Origin of the sequence: Streptomyces sp. NBC_00370 (genome assembly GCF_036084755.1) — a bacterium.
In the GTDB taxonomy this organism is placed as follows: Bacteria; Actinomycetota; Actinomycetes; order Streptomycetales; family Streptomycetaceae; genus Streptomyces.
On the sequence record NZ_CP107968.1, the window covers coordinates 1,169,464 to 1,184,765 of the forward strand.

Consider the following 15,302-nt stretch of genomic DNA (forward strand, 5'->3'; position numbering starts at 1 on the left):
GTCCCTGGGTCGTGTCCCCATTACACCTACCCAACGTCGTACCGACGAGGAGCGTGCCCATGGCTGCCGATCCGATCGCAGAAACAGTCGTCTCACTCATGCCCCGTGCCCGCACGGAGCTGTCGGAGCTGGTTGCCTTCCGATCGGTCGCGGATCCGGCGCAGTTCCCGAAGAGCGAGTGCGAGGCCGCCGCCGTATGGGTGGCCGACGCGCTGCGCGCCGAGGGGTTCCAGGACGTCGCCGTACTCGACACCCCTGACGGCACCCAGTCCGTCTACGGTCTGCTGCCCGGCCCGGCGGGCGCCCCGACCGTCCTGCTGTACGCGCACTACGACGTCCAGCCGCCTCTTGACGAGTCGGCCTGGCAGACACCGCCGTTCGAGCTGACCGAGCGCGACGGGCGCTGGTACGGCCGTGGTAGCGCCGACTGCAAGGGCGGCTTCGTGATGCACCTGCTCGCGCTGCGCGCCCTCAAGGCGGCCGACGGGGTGCCGGTCAACGTCAAGGTGATCGTGGAGGGTTCGGAGGAGCAGGGCGGCGGCGGGCTCGAACGGTACGCGGAGCAGCACCCGGAACTGCTCACGGCCGACGCCGTGGTGATCGGTGACGCGGGCAACTTCCGTGCCGGTGTGCCGACCGCCACGGCCACACTGCGCGGCATGACGATGCTGCGCGTGCAGATCGACACCCTCGAAGGCAACCTTCACTCGGGCCAGTTCGGCGGGGCCGCCCCGGACGCGCTCGCCGCGCTCATCCGCGTCCTCGACTCGCTGCGCGCCGAGGACGGCTCAACCACCGTGGACGGGCTGCCCGGTACGGACGGGTGGACCGGACTCGACTACCCGGAGGCCGACTTCCGCGCGGACGCCAAGGTGCTCGACGGGGTCGGGCTGATCGGCGACGGGTCGGTCGCCGACCGGATCTGGGCGCGGCCCGCCGTGACCGTGCTCGGCATCGACTGCCCGCCGGTGGTCGGCGCGACCCCGTCCGTGCAGGCGAGCGCGCGTGCGCTGGTCAGTCTGCGGGTGGCGCCGGGACAGGACAGCGTCGAGGTGACGAAGCTGCTGACCGCGCACATCGAGAAGCACACGCCGTGGGGCGCCCGCGTGACGGTGGAACAGAGCGGCCAGGGCCAGCCGTTCCGGGCCGACACCACCAGCCCGGCGTACGCGGCCATGGCCGAGGCGATGGAGGTCGCGTACCCGGGCCAGCGGATGCAGATCGCCGGGCAGGGCGGCTCCATCCCGCTCTGCAACACCCTGGCCGAGCTGTACCCGAGCGCGGAGGTCCTGCTGATCGGGCTGAGCGAGCCCGACGCGCAGATCCACGCCGTGAACGAGAGCGTGTCGCCCGACGAGTTGCGGCGGCTCTCCATCGCGGAGGCGCACTTCCTCGTCAAGTACGCACAGTCGAAGCAGGTGTGACGGAGCGTCACATCTGAACCGGCGTACCGCCCCCGGCCGGCGGGGGCGGTACGCCGGTTCAGCGGCCGACCGGGACGCCCGCCTCCAGATTGAGCACGGTCCCGTCGGCCCGCGCCCGCAGCGCCCAGCGGAGCCGTTCCCAGCGGGCGGGCGGCAGCAGGGTCGCCGCCTCCTCGGGGCCGACGAAGCGCCAGCCGCGCAGCTCGGGCCCCGGCAGCAGCACCCGTCCGGCCAGCCGGGCGGGTAGCTCACCACCGTCGAACAGCAGCCGCAGCCCGCCGTAGCCGGGCGGCCGGGGCGGCTCCCAGTCGATGACCAACAGCTTGGGTACGTGGTCGAGTTCGATGCCTATCTCCTCGGCGACCTCCCGGATCCCGGCGCGGGCCGGTGCCTCGCCCGCCTCCACGACACCGCCGGGGAACTCCCAGCCGGGTTTGTAGGTGGGGTCGACGAGCAGCACCCGGTCCTGTTCGTCGAAGAGCAGTACCCCGGCGGCGACGGTCTCGGCGGTGGGTTCCGGGGTCTGCACGATGTCGCAGAACCCGGCGGCGCCGCTGGCCACCGCTTCGGCCAGCACCCGGGCCGTCTCGCCCGCCGTGCGGCGGCTGTTGTCGACGACGTGGGTGTCACCGACGAGCCAGTCGAGGGCCGCCTGGTACGCGTCGATGTGCTCGTAGCACCACTGCCGGGCCCGCTCGTCCACCTCCGGGTCGTCGTCGACCGGGTCACGGCCCGCTATCCGGTTGCGCAGGATCGTTTCGTCGGTTGTCAGCAGCACATGCCGGACGCCTATGCGCCGGGAGGCGAGGCCGCCGAATATCTCGTCGCGGTACTCCTGCCGCAGCAGTGTCATCGGGACGACGAGGACGCCGCCCACCTCCGCCAGCAGCGCGGCGGCCGTGTCCACCACGAGCCGCCGCCAGATCGGCAGGTCCTGGAAGTCACCCACCTCGGCGAGCCGCTTCGGCGGCAGCAGGTACCGCAGCCCCTCGCCGATCAGTCTCGGGTCGTACAGCGTGCTGTTCGGGATCAGGTCGATCAGTTCGCGTGCGGTGCTGGTCTTGCCCGCTCCGAACGCACCGTTGATCCAGACAACGATCACGGTTCCCCCTCTTCCGTAGCCCTCAGTGGATTGCCCGCAACACCCGGGGACGGAAACCCTTGGCCAGAACCTGTCGCCCCGCGGAGCCGTGACGGACGCGGCCGGTGGTCGTTGGACACGGATGTGACAAGGGGGTGCGCGATGCGCCGGACGGTACTGGAGAAGTTCCCCGCGGGCGGACCCCGCGGCAGTTGGCCCGCGGAGGAGTTCGCGCGGGCCAGGCGAGCGGAGGGGACCCCCGCCGAGGTGGTGATAGACCTCGAGGCGGACGCCTTCCTCGTGGTCGTACCGCAGCAGGCCGGCGAGCCCGGCGTGTGAAACCAGCCCACCGCCGGACGCCCCGGAGAGGCCTCATGACCGTGAACCCGATCCCGCCGCTGCCGCCGATCCCACCGGCTCCGGCCGCTTCCCCGTCGCCCGCCGTCCGGGCCGGCCTGCGCGGCGCGCTGACGTTCGCCCTGGCGGGTCTCGCCCTGTCCCTGACGGCGGCGCCCGCCGCGGCCGACAGCAGCGCCTGCACCCATGACTTCTCGGGCCCGCAGATCTGCATCCAGCTGCGCGGCAACGGCGGCTCGAACGCGGTCACCGCGCTGTGGACCAATCCGCCGGACGGTCTCACCTCGCGCGCCGTCACGCTGTACCAGGACGGCAGACAGGCCGGTACGGCAACGGCGACCCGCTCGGGCCGCGCGCTCAGCCACACCTGGCCGACCCGGGACACCGGCACCGACAGCCGGCTGTGCGTGAAGTTCCGGGGCAGCGAGCGGATGGCCTGCCAGACCACCCGCTGACCGCCCGTACGGGCGGGCATGGCGGAATCCGCCACCCCGGCGGCCGGGGCAGCGGCGGCCGGGCCGTCGGCGTACGCGACGGTGGCGTCCGCGACCGGCTCAGCCCGCGACCGGGGCTGCCGTGTCGTCCCTCGCCCCGAGCGAGGCCGCGGCCGCCGCGCCCACCAGACCCGCGTCCCCGCCGGTCAGCGCCGGGGCGATCGTCAGGTCCTGGACGAAGGAGAGCGTGGCGTAGTCGCGCAGCGAGCGGCGCAGCGGCGCGAACAGCACCTCGCCCGCGTTCGCCACTCCCCCGCCGATGACCGCGATCCGGATCTCGACCAGCGTCGCCGTGGCGGCGATCCCCGCGGCGAGCGCCTTGGCGGCCCGCTCGAAGGAGGCGATGGCGACCGGATGCCCGGCGCGGGCGGCGGCGGCCACGGCTGCGGCCGAGGCGTCGCCGTCGGCGCCCGGCTGCCAGCCGCCCTCCAGCGCCCTGCGCGCGATGTTGGGGCCGCTGGCGATGCGCTCGACACAGCCGCGTCCGCCACACGGGCAGAGGTCGCCGTCCAGATCCACGCTGATATGGCCGATGTGGCCCGAGTTGCCCGTCGGACCCGGATGGAGCTTGCCGCCGAGGACCAGACCGCCGCCGACACCGGTGGAGACGACCATGCACAGCGCGTCGTCGTAGCCGCGGGCCGCACCCTGCCAGTGCTCGGCGGCCGTGATCGCGACGCCGTCGCCGACGAGCGTCACCGGCAGTCCTCCGGTGGCGGCGCTGACCCGCTCCACGAGCGGGAAGTCGCGCCACCCCGGCACGTTGACCGGGCTGACCGTACCGGTCGACGCGTCGACAGGACCCGCGCTGCCGATGCCCACGGCCGTCGCGGACGACCAGAGCGGTGAGGCGGCGACCTCGGCCAGCACCTCCGCGACGGCGCCCATCACGGCCTCCCCGTCCTCCTGCGCGGGGGTCGGCCGCTGGGCCCGCACGAGGATCCTGCCGCTGCCGTCCACCAACGCGCCGGCGATCTTGGTACCGCCGATGTCCAGGGCGGCGACGGTGTCGGTTTGCATCGGTGTCGGATCTCCCGGGTGAAGAAGCATCTCCGCGTGTGACGGAGGATGGGTGGACCTGTTGCTAGTCAACAGTCTCCATTCACCTGACAACGTTGTCCAGGGCCTATGCTCGTCGCCACGCCCAGACAGGGCAAACCGACCGACGACAGGACAGCGCACTGTGGCCGAGACCCCCCGTCGCCCCGAGCCCCGCTACGGCAGCAGGCCCACCATGAAGGACGTGGCCGCCCGCGCGGGTGTGGGCCTCAAAACGGTCTCCCGTGTGGTGAACAGCGAGCCGGGCGTGACACCCGACACCGAGCGCCGGGTACAGGAGGCGATCGACGCGCTGGGCTTCCGGCGCAACGACTCGGCCCGGGTGCTGCGCAAGGGCCGCACCGCCAGTATCGGCCTGGTCCTGGAGGACCTGGCCGACCCGTTCTACGGCCCGCTGAACCGCGCGGTCGAGGAGGTGGCCCGCGCGCACGGCGCGCTGCTGATCAACGGGTCGAGCGCCGAGGACCCGGAGCGTGAGCAGGAACTGGTGCTGGCGCTCTGCGCGCGCCGGGTCGACGGGCTGATCGTGATCCCGGCCGGCCATGACCACCGCTATCTGGAGCCGGAGATCAAAGCCGGGGTCGCCACCGTCTTCGTGGACCGGCCCGCCGGCCGGATCGACGCCGACGCGATCCTCTCCGACAGCTACGGCGGCGCGCGGTCGGGCACCGCGCATCTGATCGCGCACGGGCACCGCCGCATCGGGTTCATCGGTGACCAGCCCCGGATCCACACCGCGGTCGAGCGACTGCGCGGCTACCGCACCGCCATGGCGGACGCGGGGCTCGACATCGAGGACGAGTGGGTCTCGCTCGGCACCACCGCTCCGGACCGGGTCCATGACGCCGTCGTCTCGATGCTCGCAGCTCCGGACCCCGTCACGGCGATCTTCACCGGCAACAACCGGGTGACCGTGACCGTGGTGCGGGCGCTGGCGGCGCACCGGCGGCCGGTCGGCCTGGTGGGCTTCGACGACATCGAGCTGGCCGATCTGCTGGAGCCCGGCGTCACCGTCGTCGCGCAGGACGCGGCGACGCTGGGCCGTACGGCCGCCGAGCGGCTCTTCCAGCGGCTGGACGGCGCCGCCGACGCCCCGTCGAGAGTGGTGCTGCCGACCCGGCTCATCGCGCGCGGATCCGGCGAGATCGCCCCGCAGCCGCGCGTCTGAACCCAGAAAAGGTCCCAACTTCCCGCCCCTCCGCCGCCGTTGCCGATCTTGTCGATCCCGGCCCGGCGGCGGGGTCGTGAAACGGCTCGGACCGGGTACTCTCCCACCGGCGTTCGGCAACACCGCTCCGGTTTCCGGATCGTTACATCCCCGTCCGCGACCACCCTTCCTCCCCTGCGGGGGCAAAGCGCCCGCTCAGGACCCGCTTCACGGCGTCACCACGGCGGCGTCGAGCCGGAGGTGGCGGGATGCGCAGGGATTTTGGTGTCAGGCGATACCTTGACAGCCAAGGCGATCTTGTTGCTATCTGAGCAAGCGTGTTTGCTTCTGTTTGATCGCAGTCCTGGGAGGGCTCATGACTCAGTCTCCGACCGATGACCGGCTGCCGGCATCGTCCGTGTTCAACAGCGCACGGCGAACGGTCGATCGCCGCTCGATCCTGCGCGGCGCGCTGTTCGGAGTTGGTTCGCTGGCCGTGGCGCCGCTCCTCGCGGCCTGCGGTGGCGACGACGACTCCGGCGGCGACTCGGGCAGCGCGACGGGCACGGTGACCTTCGGGTCCAACGCGGCGGTGCCGCAGCCGAAGGGCGCGTACCAGACGCTCTTCAACTCAGCGAAGTCGGCGACCGGTCTGACCGTCAAGCCCAACTGGGTCGACCACAACACCTTCCAGCAGAACATCTCGACGTATCTGCAGGGCAACCCGGACGACGTGTTCAACTGGTTCGCCGGTGAGCGCATGCAGTTCTTCGCCGGCCAGGGCCTGGTCAGCGACGTGGACGATGTGTGGAAGAAGATCGGCCCCAACTACACCGACGCCATGAAGGCGCAGAGCAAGGGCGAGGACGGCCACTACTACCTGGTGCCGTTCGACTACTACCCCTGGGCCGTCTTCTACAGCAAGTCCCTGTTCAAGTCGAAGGGTTACGAGCCGCCCACCACGTGGGACGAGTACATAGCCCTGGCCAAGAAGATCAAGGGCGACGGGCTCATCCCGATCGCCTTCACGAACAAGGACGGCTGGCCGTCCATGGGGACGTTCGACTACCTCAACATGCGCATCAACGGGTTCCAGTTCCACATCGACCTGATGCGCAAGGGCGAGGACTGGAACTCCCCCAAGGTCAAGGCCGTGTTCGACCAGTGGCGCGAGCTGATCCCCTACTACTCACCGGGGTTCGCCGGTCTCACCTGGCAGGAGGGCGCCCAGCAGATCCTGAACCAGAAGGCCGGCATGATGGTGCTCGGCCTGGACCAGATCGGCACGATCTTCACCGGCGCCAAGGCCGACGACCTCGGGTTCTTCGCCTTCCCCGAGATCGACCCCGCCAACGGCCAGGACGCGGTCGAGGCGCCGATCGACGGGATGATGGTCTCCAAGTCGCCCAAGAACAAGGCCGGCGCGAACAAGCTGCTGGAGTACCTGGGCACGGCCAAGGCCCAGCAGGTGTGGCTCGGCACCAACCCCGCCGACATCGCGACGGCGACCGGTGTGGACGAGACCAAGTACACCGCCCCGCAGAAGGCGGCCACCAAGCTGATCCAGGGTGCGAAGAACCTCTCGCAGTTCATGGACCGCGACACCAGGCCCGACTTCGCCGACCCGGTGATGCTGCCCGCCATCCAGAGCTTCTTCAACAAGCCCGGTGATGTGTCGGGGATCCTCTCGAACGTCGACAAGCAGGCCAAGTCCATCTGGGCGGCGGGGAGCTGACAGGATTCAGCGACGCCGGGCCCAGGGCCTTTCGTCCGGCCTGATCCGGATGAAAGGCCCTTCGGGGCCGGCGCGCCGTGTCCGGCGACACGGTTCAGCACAACGGGGCAAGAGTGTGACGACAGCGAGGAACGCATGACTGCAATGGAAGGCGCGGCGCGATCCGCGCCCCCGGTGGCGAAGCGACGAAAGCTGAGGCAGCTCAGCATCAGGGACCGGGTGGTCCTGAGCCTGATGGCCGGGATACCGACGCTGCTGACCGTGGGGCTGGTCTGGGTCCCCGCGCTGGCGTCCGTCGTTCTCTCCTTCTCCACCTGGACCGGGTTCGGTGACTTCTCCACCATCCAGTGGGTCGGCACGGAGAACTACAAGAACATCTTCACGATCTACCCGCCGTTCCAGCCGGCCATCGAGCACAACCTGATCTGGCTGGCGGTCTTCTTCTGCGTACCGGGTCCCTTCGGGCTCTTCCTCGCGGTCCAGCTGGACAAGCAGATCCGGTTCTCCCGCATCTACCAGAGCGTGCTGTTCCTGCCGGTGGTGCTCTCGCTGGCGCTCGTCGGCTTCATGACCGAGCTGATCTTCTCGCCGACCCAGGGTCTGATCAACAACCTGACGGGCCACGCGGAGCACAACGTCATCGACTGGCTGGGCAATCCGTCCCTGAACATCTGGGCGGTCATGGTGATGGCCTGCTGGCGGCAGGCCGGTTACGTGATGATCCTGTTCCTGGCCGGGCTCAAGAGCGTCGACCCCTCGCAGAAGGAAGCGGCGGCCCTGGACGGCGCGGGCGGCTGGCAGACCTTCCGGCACGTGGTCTGGCCCGCGATGCGGCCGATCAACATCGTCGTGCTGGTGATCACGGTCATCGAGTCGCTGCGCGCCTTCGACATCGTCTACGTCATCAACAAGGGCACCAACGGGCTGGAACTGCTGTCCGTCCTGGTCACCGACAACATCATCGGAGCCGGCAGCCGCATCGGATTCGGTTCCGCGCTGGCCACCATCCTGCTGGTGATCTCGATGATCTTCATCGTGCCGTATCTGATCAGCATGTTCCGGAAGGACGAGCGAGCATGACCGCGACGACCACCGAGCTTCCCCGGCGGATCGCCACCTCGCCCGTGGCCGGCGGCGTACGTCCGTCGCAGACCAGGCGCGTCCTGCTGCACACCTTCCTCGTCATCACCTGCCTGATCTGGATCGCGCCGCTGATCTACGCGCTGTACACGGCGCTGCGCCCGTACGAGGACACCCAGCGGCTGGGGTACGTGTCGGTCGGCGGCCACTACAACCTGCACAACTTCACCGCCGCCTGGCAGCAGGCCGAACTGCCGCACTACTTCTGGAACTCGGCGCTCATCACGGTGCCCGCGCTGATCATCACGCTGCTGCTGTCGAGCATGGTCGCCTTCGTGGTGGCGCGGTTCAGGTTCCGGATCAACATCGCCCTGCTGGTGCTCTTCACCGCGGGCAACCTGCTGCCGCAGCAGGCGCTGATCACCCCGCTGTTCAAGATCTACCAGCTCGTCGAACTGCCCAGCTGGATGGCCGAGTCGGGCAAGCTCAACGACTCCTTCCTCGGCATCATCCTGATCCACATCGCCTTCCAGACCGGCTTCTGCACCTTCGTGCTCTCCAACTACATGCGCACGATCCCGGGCGAGCTGGGTGAGGCGGCGCTGGTCGACGGGGCCTCCGCCTGGCGGCAGTACTGGCAGATCGTCATGCCGCTGTGCCGGCCGGTGCTCGCGGCGCTGGCGACGCTCGAATTCACCTGGATCTACAACGACTTCTTCTGGGCGACGGTGCTGATGCAGACCGGCAGCAACCGGCCGATCACCGCGGCGCTGAACAACCTCACGGGGCAGTTCTTCGTCAACAACAACCTGATCGCCGCCGCCGCGCTGATCGTCGCCGTCCCGACCCTGGTGGTGTTCTTCGCCCTCCAGAAGCAGTTCGTCTCGGGTCTGACCCTCGGGTCCAGCAAGGGCTGACGGCCGGGGCCCCGCGGAACGGCCTTACGGAGCCGTGACCGTGAGGGCTCCGCGCCGGGGTACGGCGAAGCCCTCCAGGTCGTCGCGGGTCAACCCGGTCAGTACGGCGACCTCGTCGTCGTCGAGGGCCCCGCAGTCCAGACCGCGCAGCAGATAGCCGCTGAGCGCCTTCGCCGTCGCCGGCTCGTCCATCACGTCGCCGCCCGTCCTGGCGGCGTACGCGGCGAGCCGCCCGGCGGCGGCCGACATGCCCTCGCGGTAGAAGGCGTAGACGGCCGCGTAACGGGTCGGCAGATGGCCCGGGTGCATGTCCCAGCCCTGGTAGTACGCGCGGGCCAGAGCGCGCCGGGTGAGGCCGTAGTGGAGCCGCCACGCCTCGTGGACCTGGGCGGTCGGGCCGACCGGCAGCACATTGGTCGAGCCGTCGGAGACCCGTACGCCGGTGCCGGCGGCGGCGACCTGCATGACGGCCTTGGCGTGGTCGGCCGCCGGGTGGTCGCTCGACTGGTAGGCGGCGCTGACGCCGACGCAGGCGCTGTAGTCGAAGGTGCCGTAGTGCAGTCCGGTGGCCCGGCCGCCGGCCGCCTCGATCATGCGGGCCACGGTCGCCGTGCCGTCGGCGGCCAGGATGGACTGGCTGGTCTCGATCTGGATCTCGAAGCCGATGCGGCCCGGCGCGAGACCGCGCGCCTCCTCGAACGCGGCCAGCAGCCGCGCCATCGCCGTGACCTGCTCGGCGTAGGTGACCTTGGGCAGGGTCAGTACGAGCCCCTCGGGCAGCGCGCCGGACTCCAGCAGCCCGGTGAGGAAGATGTCGAGGGTGCGGATGCCGCGCTCCCGTACGGGCGCCTCCAGGCACTTGGGCCTGATGCCCAGGTACGGCGGCGCCGTGCCGTTCGCGAACGCCTCCTGGACGAGCCGGGCCGCGCGGGCCGCCGCAGCGTCCTCCTCGGCGTCCGGGCGGGGCCCGTAGCCGTCCTCGAAGTCGATGCGCAGGTCTTCGACCGGCTCGCGCTCCAGTTTGGCCCGTACGCGTTCGTGGACGGGTCCGGCGAGTTCGTCGGACAGGCCGAGGACCTTCGCCAGCGACGCGGCGTCCGGGGCGTGTTCGTCGAGGGCCGCGAGTGCCTGGTCGCCCCAGGAGCGCACGGTGCCCGCGTCGAACACGTCGCCGGGCACGTAGACGGTGTGGACGGGCTGGCGGGTGCCGGGGTCGCCCGGGTAGCGCCGGGCGAGTTCCGCGTCGACCGGCGCGAGTGAGGCGCTGATCTCCGCGCTGACCGCGCCGGCGATGCTCGTGGCCACCTTCTCCTGCTGCCCCATGGACACACCCTCCCGATTCCACTACTTCAACATTCTGTTGAACGAAGGTATGCGGCGCCGCCGAGCCACGTCAATGGTGGCCCGGAACGCGGCGGGGCCGCGCGGTGGAGTGCACCGCGCGGCCCCGTGGCCCGTGACGACGTGGCAGGTCAGCCCTTGCGGGTCTTGACCTCTTCGGTCAGCTGCGGCACGACGTCGAAGAGGTCGCCGACGACGCCGTAGTCGACGAGGTCGAAGATCGGCGCCTCGGCGTCCTTGTTGATCGCGACGATCGTCTTCGACGTCTGCATACCGGCGCGGTGCTGGATGGCGCCGGAGATGCCGGAGGCGACGTACAGCTGCGGGGAGACCGACTTGCCGGTCTGGCCGACCTGGTTGGAGTGCGGGTACCAGCCGGCGTCCACGGCGGCGCGCGAGGCGCCGACAGCCGCGCCGAGCGAGTCGGCCAGCGCCTCGATGACGGCGAAGTTCTCGGCGCCGTTGACGCCACGGCCGCCGGAGACCACGATCGCGGCCTCGGTCAGCTCCGGGCGGCCCGTCGACTCGCGCGGCGTGCGGGAGACGACCTTGGTACCGGTGGCGGCGGCGCCGAAGGAGACGGAAAGAGCCTCGACGGTGCCCGCGGCGGCGGCGGGCTCGACCGGCGCCGAGTTCGGCTTCACGGTGATGACGGGCGTGCCGGTGGAGACCCGGGTCTTGGTGGTGAAGGCGGCGGCGAACGCGGACTGCGTGGCCACCGGGCCGCCGTCGCCGGCCTCCAGGTCGACCGCGTCGGTGATCAGACCCGAGCCGATGCGTACGGCGAGGCGGGCGGCGATCTCCTTGGCCTCGGCCGACGAGGGCAGCAGCACGGCGGCGGGCGACACGGCGTCGTAGGCGGCCTGCAGCGCGTCGACCTTCGGCACGACGAGGTAGTCGGCGAACTCGGCGGCCTCGGCGGTGAGTACCTTCACCGCGCCGTGCTCGGCGAGCGTGGCCGCCGTGTCGGCGGCGCCCGCGCCGAGCGCGACGGCGACGGGCTCGCCGATCCGGCGGGCCAGCGTCAGCAGTTCCAGGGTGGGCTTGCGGACGGCACCGTCCACATGGTCGACGTAGACGAGAACTTCAGCCATTGCTACTCCTGCGCGAGATGTCCGGACTCGGTCCGGGAGGGCGGTTCGACCGCGAGGGCCGGGTGGGGCGGAGTCGTTCGGAGTCAGCCGCGCCGGTCATTGCATGCAATCAGCGTACGATTGCGCGATCCGGGTGGGCGGGACTCCCGAATCAGCTCAGATGAACTTCTGGCTCACCAGGAACTCCGCGAGCTGCTTGCCGCCGTCGCCCTCGTCCTTGACGATCGTGCCCGCCGTACGGGCCGGGCGCTGCGCCGCAGAGTCGACAGCGGTCCAGGAGCCGGCCAGCCCCACCGTGTCCGCCTCGATGTCCAGGTCTTCCAGGTCCAGCGTCTCCACCGGCTTCTTCTTCGCGGCCATGATGCCCTTGAAGGAGGGGTAACGCGCCTCGCCCGACTGGTCGGTCACCGACACGACGGCCGGCAGCGACGCCTCCAGCTGCTCGCTCGCCGCGTCGCCGTCCCGGCGGCCCTTGACCGTGCCGCCCTCGACGGAGACCTCGGAGAGCAGCGTGACCTGCGGGACGCCGAGCCGCTCGGAGAGCATCGCGGGCAGCACGCCCATCGTGCCGTCGGTGGAGGCCATGCCGCAGACGACCAGGTCGTAGCCGGTCTTCTCGATGGCCTTGGCCAGCACCAGCGACGTACCGAGGACGTCGGTGCCGTGCAGTCCGTCGTCCTCGACGTGGACGGCCTCGTCGGCGCCCATGGACAGCGCCTTGCGCAGCGCGTCCCTGGCGTCCTCGGGCCCGACCGTCAGGACGGTGACCTCCGCGTCGTCGGCTTCGCCGGCGATCTGCAGCGCCTGCTCCACCGCGTACTCGTCGAGTTCCGACAGCAGACCGTCGACATCGTCCCTGTCGACGGTCAGGTCATCGGCGAAGTGCCGGTCGCCGGTGGCGTCGGGCACGTACTTCACACAGACAACGATCCTCAAGCTCACGCCGGCTCTCCTACTACGTCGTCATTTCCGGGCTGCCTCATTGCATACAGCATAGGTGCCCCATGGGGCGGCCGGTCAGGGAGACCGGCGCACCGGCAAGAATATTACTCGTCAGTAATTCCATCCTTGTGTACCTCGTGCCCAGTAAGCAAGCGCTCATAACTGTGACCTTGCCAACGGGTTATCGCAAGCACGGACGCCCTGGCGCGCCGGGCGGGCGCGCCGCTCAGTCGCGCAGGGCGTTGAACCGTCCCTGGTGGTACAGCAACGGCCGTCCGGAGCCCGCGGGATCGCCCACGACCGCCTGGGCCACGACGATGCGGTGGTCGGCCGCGGGTATCCGCGCGACGACCCGGCAGACCAGCCAGGCCAGTACGCCGTCGAGCACCGGCACGCCCTCAGGTCCGGTGCGCCAGGAGGTGGGCGACGCGAAGCGGTCGGCGCCGCTGCGGGCGAAGGTGGCGGCCAGCGCGCCCTGGTGCTCGCCGAGTATGTGCACCCCGACATGGCCGGCCTCCGCGATCACCGGCCAGCTGGACGAGCCGGTGCCCACGCCGAAGGAGACCAGCGGCGGTTCGGCGGCGACGGAGTTGAGCGAGGTGGCGGTGAAGCCGACCGGGCCCTCGCCGGCGGCGGTGATGACGGCCACTCCGGCCGCGTGCTGCCGGAAGACGGAGCGGAGCAGATCGGCCGAGGCGAGCCGGGGGGTGCCAACGCCGTGCGTCGCCGTCATCGAGCCGTCCTTCTGCGAGGGGTTACGAACGGGTCCGTGACCCCTGTTCAGCGTGACGAGGCGGGCCGGGCGCAGTCAAGTGCGCACTTCACACCGCCGCGCCGAGCGCCGCGATCACGTCCACCTTGCGCGGCTGCCCAGCCGCGCGCCGGACAATCCGCCCGGTCGCGTCGAGCACCAGCACCGTGGGGGTCTTCATGATGCCCAGCTCACGGACCAGTTCGAGCCGCTGCTCGGCGTCGAGTTCCACGTGGGAGACGCCGTCGACCAGCTCCGCCACCTCGGTGAGGGTGCGTCTGGTCGCCCGGCAGGGCTGGCAGAAGGCACTGGAGAACTGTACGAGCGTGGCCCGCGCGCCCAGCTCCGCGCCCAGGTCGCCGGAGTCGAGCCGCCGCTCGCCGTCGTCATCGCGCACCTTCAGCCTCCCGTCGGCACGGCGGTGCAGCAGCCCGAACACGCTCGCGGCCACGAGCACGGCGGCGCACACCACGAGCCCAGTCGTCGTCATGGACCGGTTCAGCGTTCACAGAACCGCAAAATATTCCCGGGCCGCCGGACGCCCGGGGTAGGCGATGCTGGTGGGATGGACATCGACATCAGAGGGCCCCGCTTCGGAGCGGCCGTCACCACGCTCGTACTCGCCGTGGTCCTCGTCACCGGCAGCGGCTGGCTGCTGGTCTGGCAGACCCTGTGTTTCGCCGTCGGCGCCGCCGCCGGCGTGTCGCGTTCGCCGTACGGCTGGCTGTTCCGCACCGTCGTACGTCCGCGCATCGGCCCTGCCCGGGAGTTCGAGTCCCCCGCTCCCCCGCGCTTCGCGCAGGCCGTCGGGTTCGGCTTCGCGGCGGTCGGTCTCGTGGGCTACTTCTGGGGTCCGCAGTGGCTCGCTCTCGCGGCCACCGGGTGCGCGCTGGCCGCCGCCTTCCTCAACGCGGTCTTCGCCTACTGCCTGGGCTGCGAGATGTACCTGCTGTTCCGGCGGACGGCTCCGGGCCTGCGGTGACGTGACGAGAATCTCTCCTGACGCGCACAAGAGGACTGGCCACGGCGGCGCGTATGGGGCACCATCGGCCCAATGCCGAAAACCTACGGCTGCGTAACTTCCGCTGGGAGAACCTCCCCGGAACAGAAGGGTCCTCCCCAGATGGCAGAGCTCGTCTATCGGCCGGTCATCGGCGTCGCCCGTACGTGGTTCAAGGCGCTCGACCTGAAGATCGACACCCAGGGGACCGAGAACATCCCGCGCTCCGGCGGGGCCGTCCTGGTCAGCAACCACATCAGCTATCTGGACTTCATCTTCGCCGGCGTCACCTCGCTCCCCCAGAAGCGCCTGGTGCGCTTCATGGCGAAGGAATCGGTCTTCCGGCACCGGATCTCCGGTCCGCTGATGCGGGGCATGAAGCACATCCCCGTCGACCGCAAGGAAGGCGAGAAGGCGTACGCCGACGCGCTGCGTTCGCTGCGCTCGGGAGAGATCGTCGGGGTCTTCCCCGAGGCGACCATCTCCCAGTCGTTCACGCTCAAGAGCTTCAAGTCGGGCGCGGCGCGGCTGGCGCAGGAGGCCGGGGTGCCGCTGATCCCGATGGCGCTGTGGGGCACCCAGCGGCTGTGGACCAAGGGCAGGCCGCGCAACTTCCGGCGCAACCACATCCCGGTGACGATCCGGGTCGGCGAACGCGTCGAGGCGCCGGCCGACCAGTACGCGGGCGCCATCACCCGGCGGCTGCGCGAGCGCGTGCAGGAGCTGCTGGAAGCGGCGCAGCGCGCCTATCCGGTCCGTCCCAGGGACGCGTCGGACACCTGGTGGGTGCCGGCGCATCTGGGCGGTACGGCGCCGACGGCGGCCGAGGCACGCGAGGCCGAGACGAGCTGACGCGTCCGGGCGGGCCGACGCGGGCGCG

The 15,302-nt window shown here is 70.6% G+C and carries 16 protein-coding genes; 9 read left to right on the top strand and 7 right to left on the bottom strand.

Translation table 11 applies throughout. The features are described 5' to 3' along the window. Positions 1–59 precede the first annotated feature (59 nt). Positions 60–1,424 (top strand): dipeptidase, encoded by a 1,365-nt coding sequence (locus OHS57_RS05065; RefSeq protein ID WP_328581155.1) that lies wholly within the window; start codon positions 60–62, stop codon positions 1,422–1,424. Positions 1,425–1,482: 58 nt separating this feature from the next. Here OHS57_RS05065 and OHS57_RS05070 read toward each other — a convergent pair whose 3' ends face one another. Next, positions 1,483–2,523, bottom strand: a complete 1,041-nt coding sequence (locus tag OHS57_RS05070) for an NUDIX hydrolase (RefSeq protein ID WP_328585004.1) — start codon at positions 2,521–2,523, stop codon at positions 1,483–1,485. A 144-nt stretch (positions 2,524–2,667) separates the two neighbouring features. Here OHS57_RS05070 and OHS57_RS05075 point away from each other — a divergent pair, with 144 nt between their 5' ends. Then, positions 2,668–2,844 (top strand): hypothetical protein, encoded by a 177-nt coding sequence (locus OHS57_RS05075; RefSeq protein ID WP_198533456.1) that lies wholly within the window; start codon positions 2,668–2,670, stop codon positions 2,842–2,844. A 35-nt stretch (positions 2,845–2,879) separates the two neighbouring features. After that, complete coding sequence (locus tag OHS57_RS05080; protein ID WP_041998113.1) at positions 2,880–3,317, top strand: hypothetical protein; 438 nt, start codon at positions 2,880–2,882, stop codon at positions 3,315–3,317. A gap of 99 nt (positions 3,318–3,416) precedes the next feature. On the opposite strand, the gene OHS57_RS05085 is transcribed toward OHS57_RS05080, so the two are convergent. After that, positions 3,417–4,376, bottom strand: coding sequence for an ROK family protein (locus OHS57_RS05085; protein ID WP_328581156.1), 960 nt, complete (start codon positions 4,374–4,376; stop codon positions 3,417–3,419). Between the two features lie 163 nt (positions 4,377–4,539). On the opposite strand from OHS57_RS05085, the gene OHS57_RS05090 reads away from it, so the two are divergent. The 4 genes from OHS57_RS05090 (at position 4,540) to OHS57_RS05105 (ending at position 9,294) form a co-directional block, all read left to right on the top strand. Then, positions 4,540–5,583, top strand: a complete 1,044-nt coding sequence (locus tag OHS57_RS05090) for a LacI family DNA-binding transcriptional regulator (RefSeq protein ID WP_041998110.1) — start codon at positions 4,540–4,542, stop codon at positions 5,581–5,583. 355 nt (positions 5,584–5,938) lie between these two features. Then, positions 5,939–7,297, top strand: coding sequence for an ABC transporter substrate-binding protein (locus OHS57_RS05095; RefSeq protein WP_078864036.1), 1,359 nt, complete (start codon positions 5,939–5,941; stop codon positions 7,295–7,297). A gap of 135 nt (positions 7,298–7,432) precedes the next feature. Continuing rightward, a complete protein-coding gene (locus OHS57_RS05100; RefSeq protein WP_241778816.1) occupies positions 7,433–8,377 on the top strand; it encodes a carbohydrate ABC transporter permease in 945 nt (314 codons plus the stop codon). Further along, on the top strand, positions 8,374–9,294 hold the full coding sequence (locus OHS57_RS05105) for a carbohydrate ABC transporter permease (RefSeq protein ID WP_078864035.1): 921 nt from the start codon (positions 8,374–8,376) through the stop codon (positions 9,292–9,294). The genes OHS57_RS05100 and OHS57_RS05105 overlap by 4 nt, the downstream gene beginning before the upstream one ends. Positions 9,295–9,318: 24 nt before the next feature. Here the strand turns inward: OHS57_RS05105 and OHS57_RS05110 are convergent, their stop codons facing one another. From OHS57_RS05110 to OHS57_RS05130, 5 genes are all read right to left on the bottom strand, one after another. Continuing rightward, positions 9,319–10,617: a DUF6986 family protein gene (locus OHS57_RS05110; RefSeq protein ID WP_328581157.1), complete on the bottom strand. Its 1,299-nt coding sequence runs from the start codon at positions 10,615–10,617 to the stop codon at positions 9,319–9,321. A 149-nt stretch (positions 10,618–10,766) separates the two neighbouring features. Beyond that, a complete protein-coding gene (locus OHS57_RS05115) occupies positions 10,767–11,729 on the bottom strand; it encodes an electron transfer flavoprotein subunit alpha/FixB family protein (protein ID WP_041998105.1) in 963 nt (320 codons plus the stop codon). Between the two features lie 156 nt (positions 11,730–11,885). Further along, positions 11,886–12,671, bottom strand: coding sequence for an electron transfer flavoprotein subunit beta/FixA family protein (locus OHS57_RS05120; RefSeq protein ID WP_328581158.1), 786 nt, complete (start codon positions 12,669–12,671; stop codon positions 11,886–11,888). Positions 12,672–12,897: 226 nt separating this feature from the next. Beyond that, positions 12,898–13,404, bottom strand: a complete 507-nt coding sequence (locus tag OHS57_RS05125) for a flavin reductase family protein (RefSeq protein WP_041998103.1) — start codon at positions 13,402–13,404, stop codon at positions 12,898–12,900. An 88-nt stretch (positions 13,405–13,492) separates the two neighbouring features. Further along, positions 13,493–13,912, bottom strand: a complete 420-nt coding sequence (locus OHS57_RS05130) for a TlpA family protein disulfide reductase (RefSeq protein ID WP_328581159.1) — start codon at positions 13,910–13,912, stop codon at positions 13,493–13,495. Between the two features lie 75 nt (positions 13,913–13,987). Here OHS57_RS05130 and OHS57_RS05135 point away from each other — a divergent pair, with 75 nt between their 5' ends. Continuing rightward, the gene (locus tag OHS57_RS05135; protein WP_041998101.1) at positions 13,988–14,404 is read left to right on the top strand and encodes a DUF4395 domain-containing protein; all 417 of its coding nucleotides are present in this window, start codon (positions 13,988–13,990) and stop codon (positions 14,402–14,404) included. Positions 14,405–14,545: 141 nt separating this feature from the next. Continuing rightward, positions 14,546–15,274: a lysophospholipid acyltransferase family protein gene (locus OHS57_RS05140; protein WP_041998100.1), complete on the top strand. Its 729-nt coding sequence runs from the start codon at positions 14,546–14,548 to the stop codon at positions 15,272–15,274. Positions 15,275–15,302 lie beyond the last annotated feature (28 nt).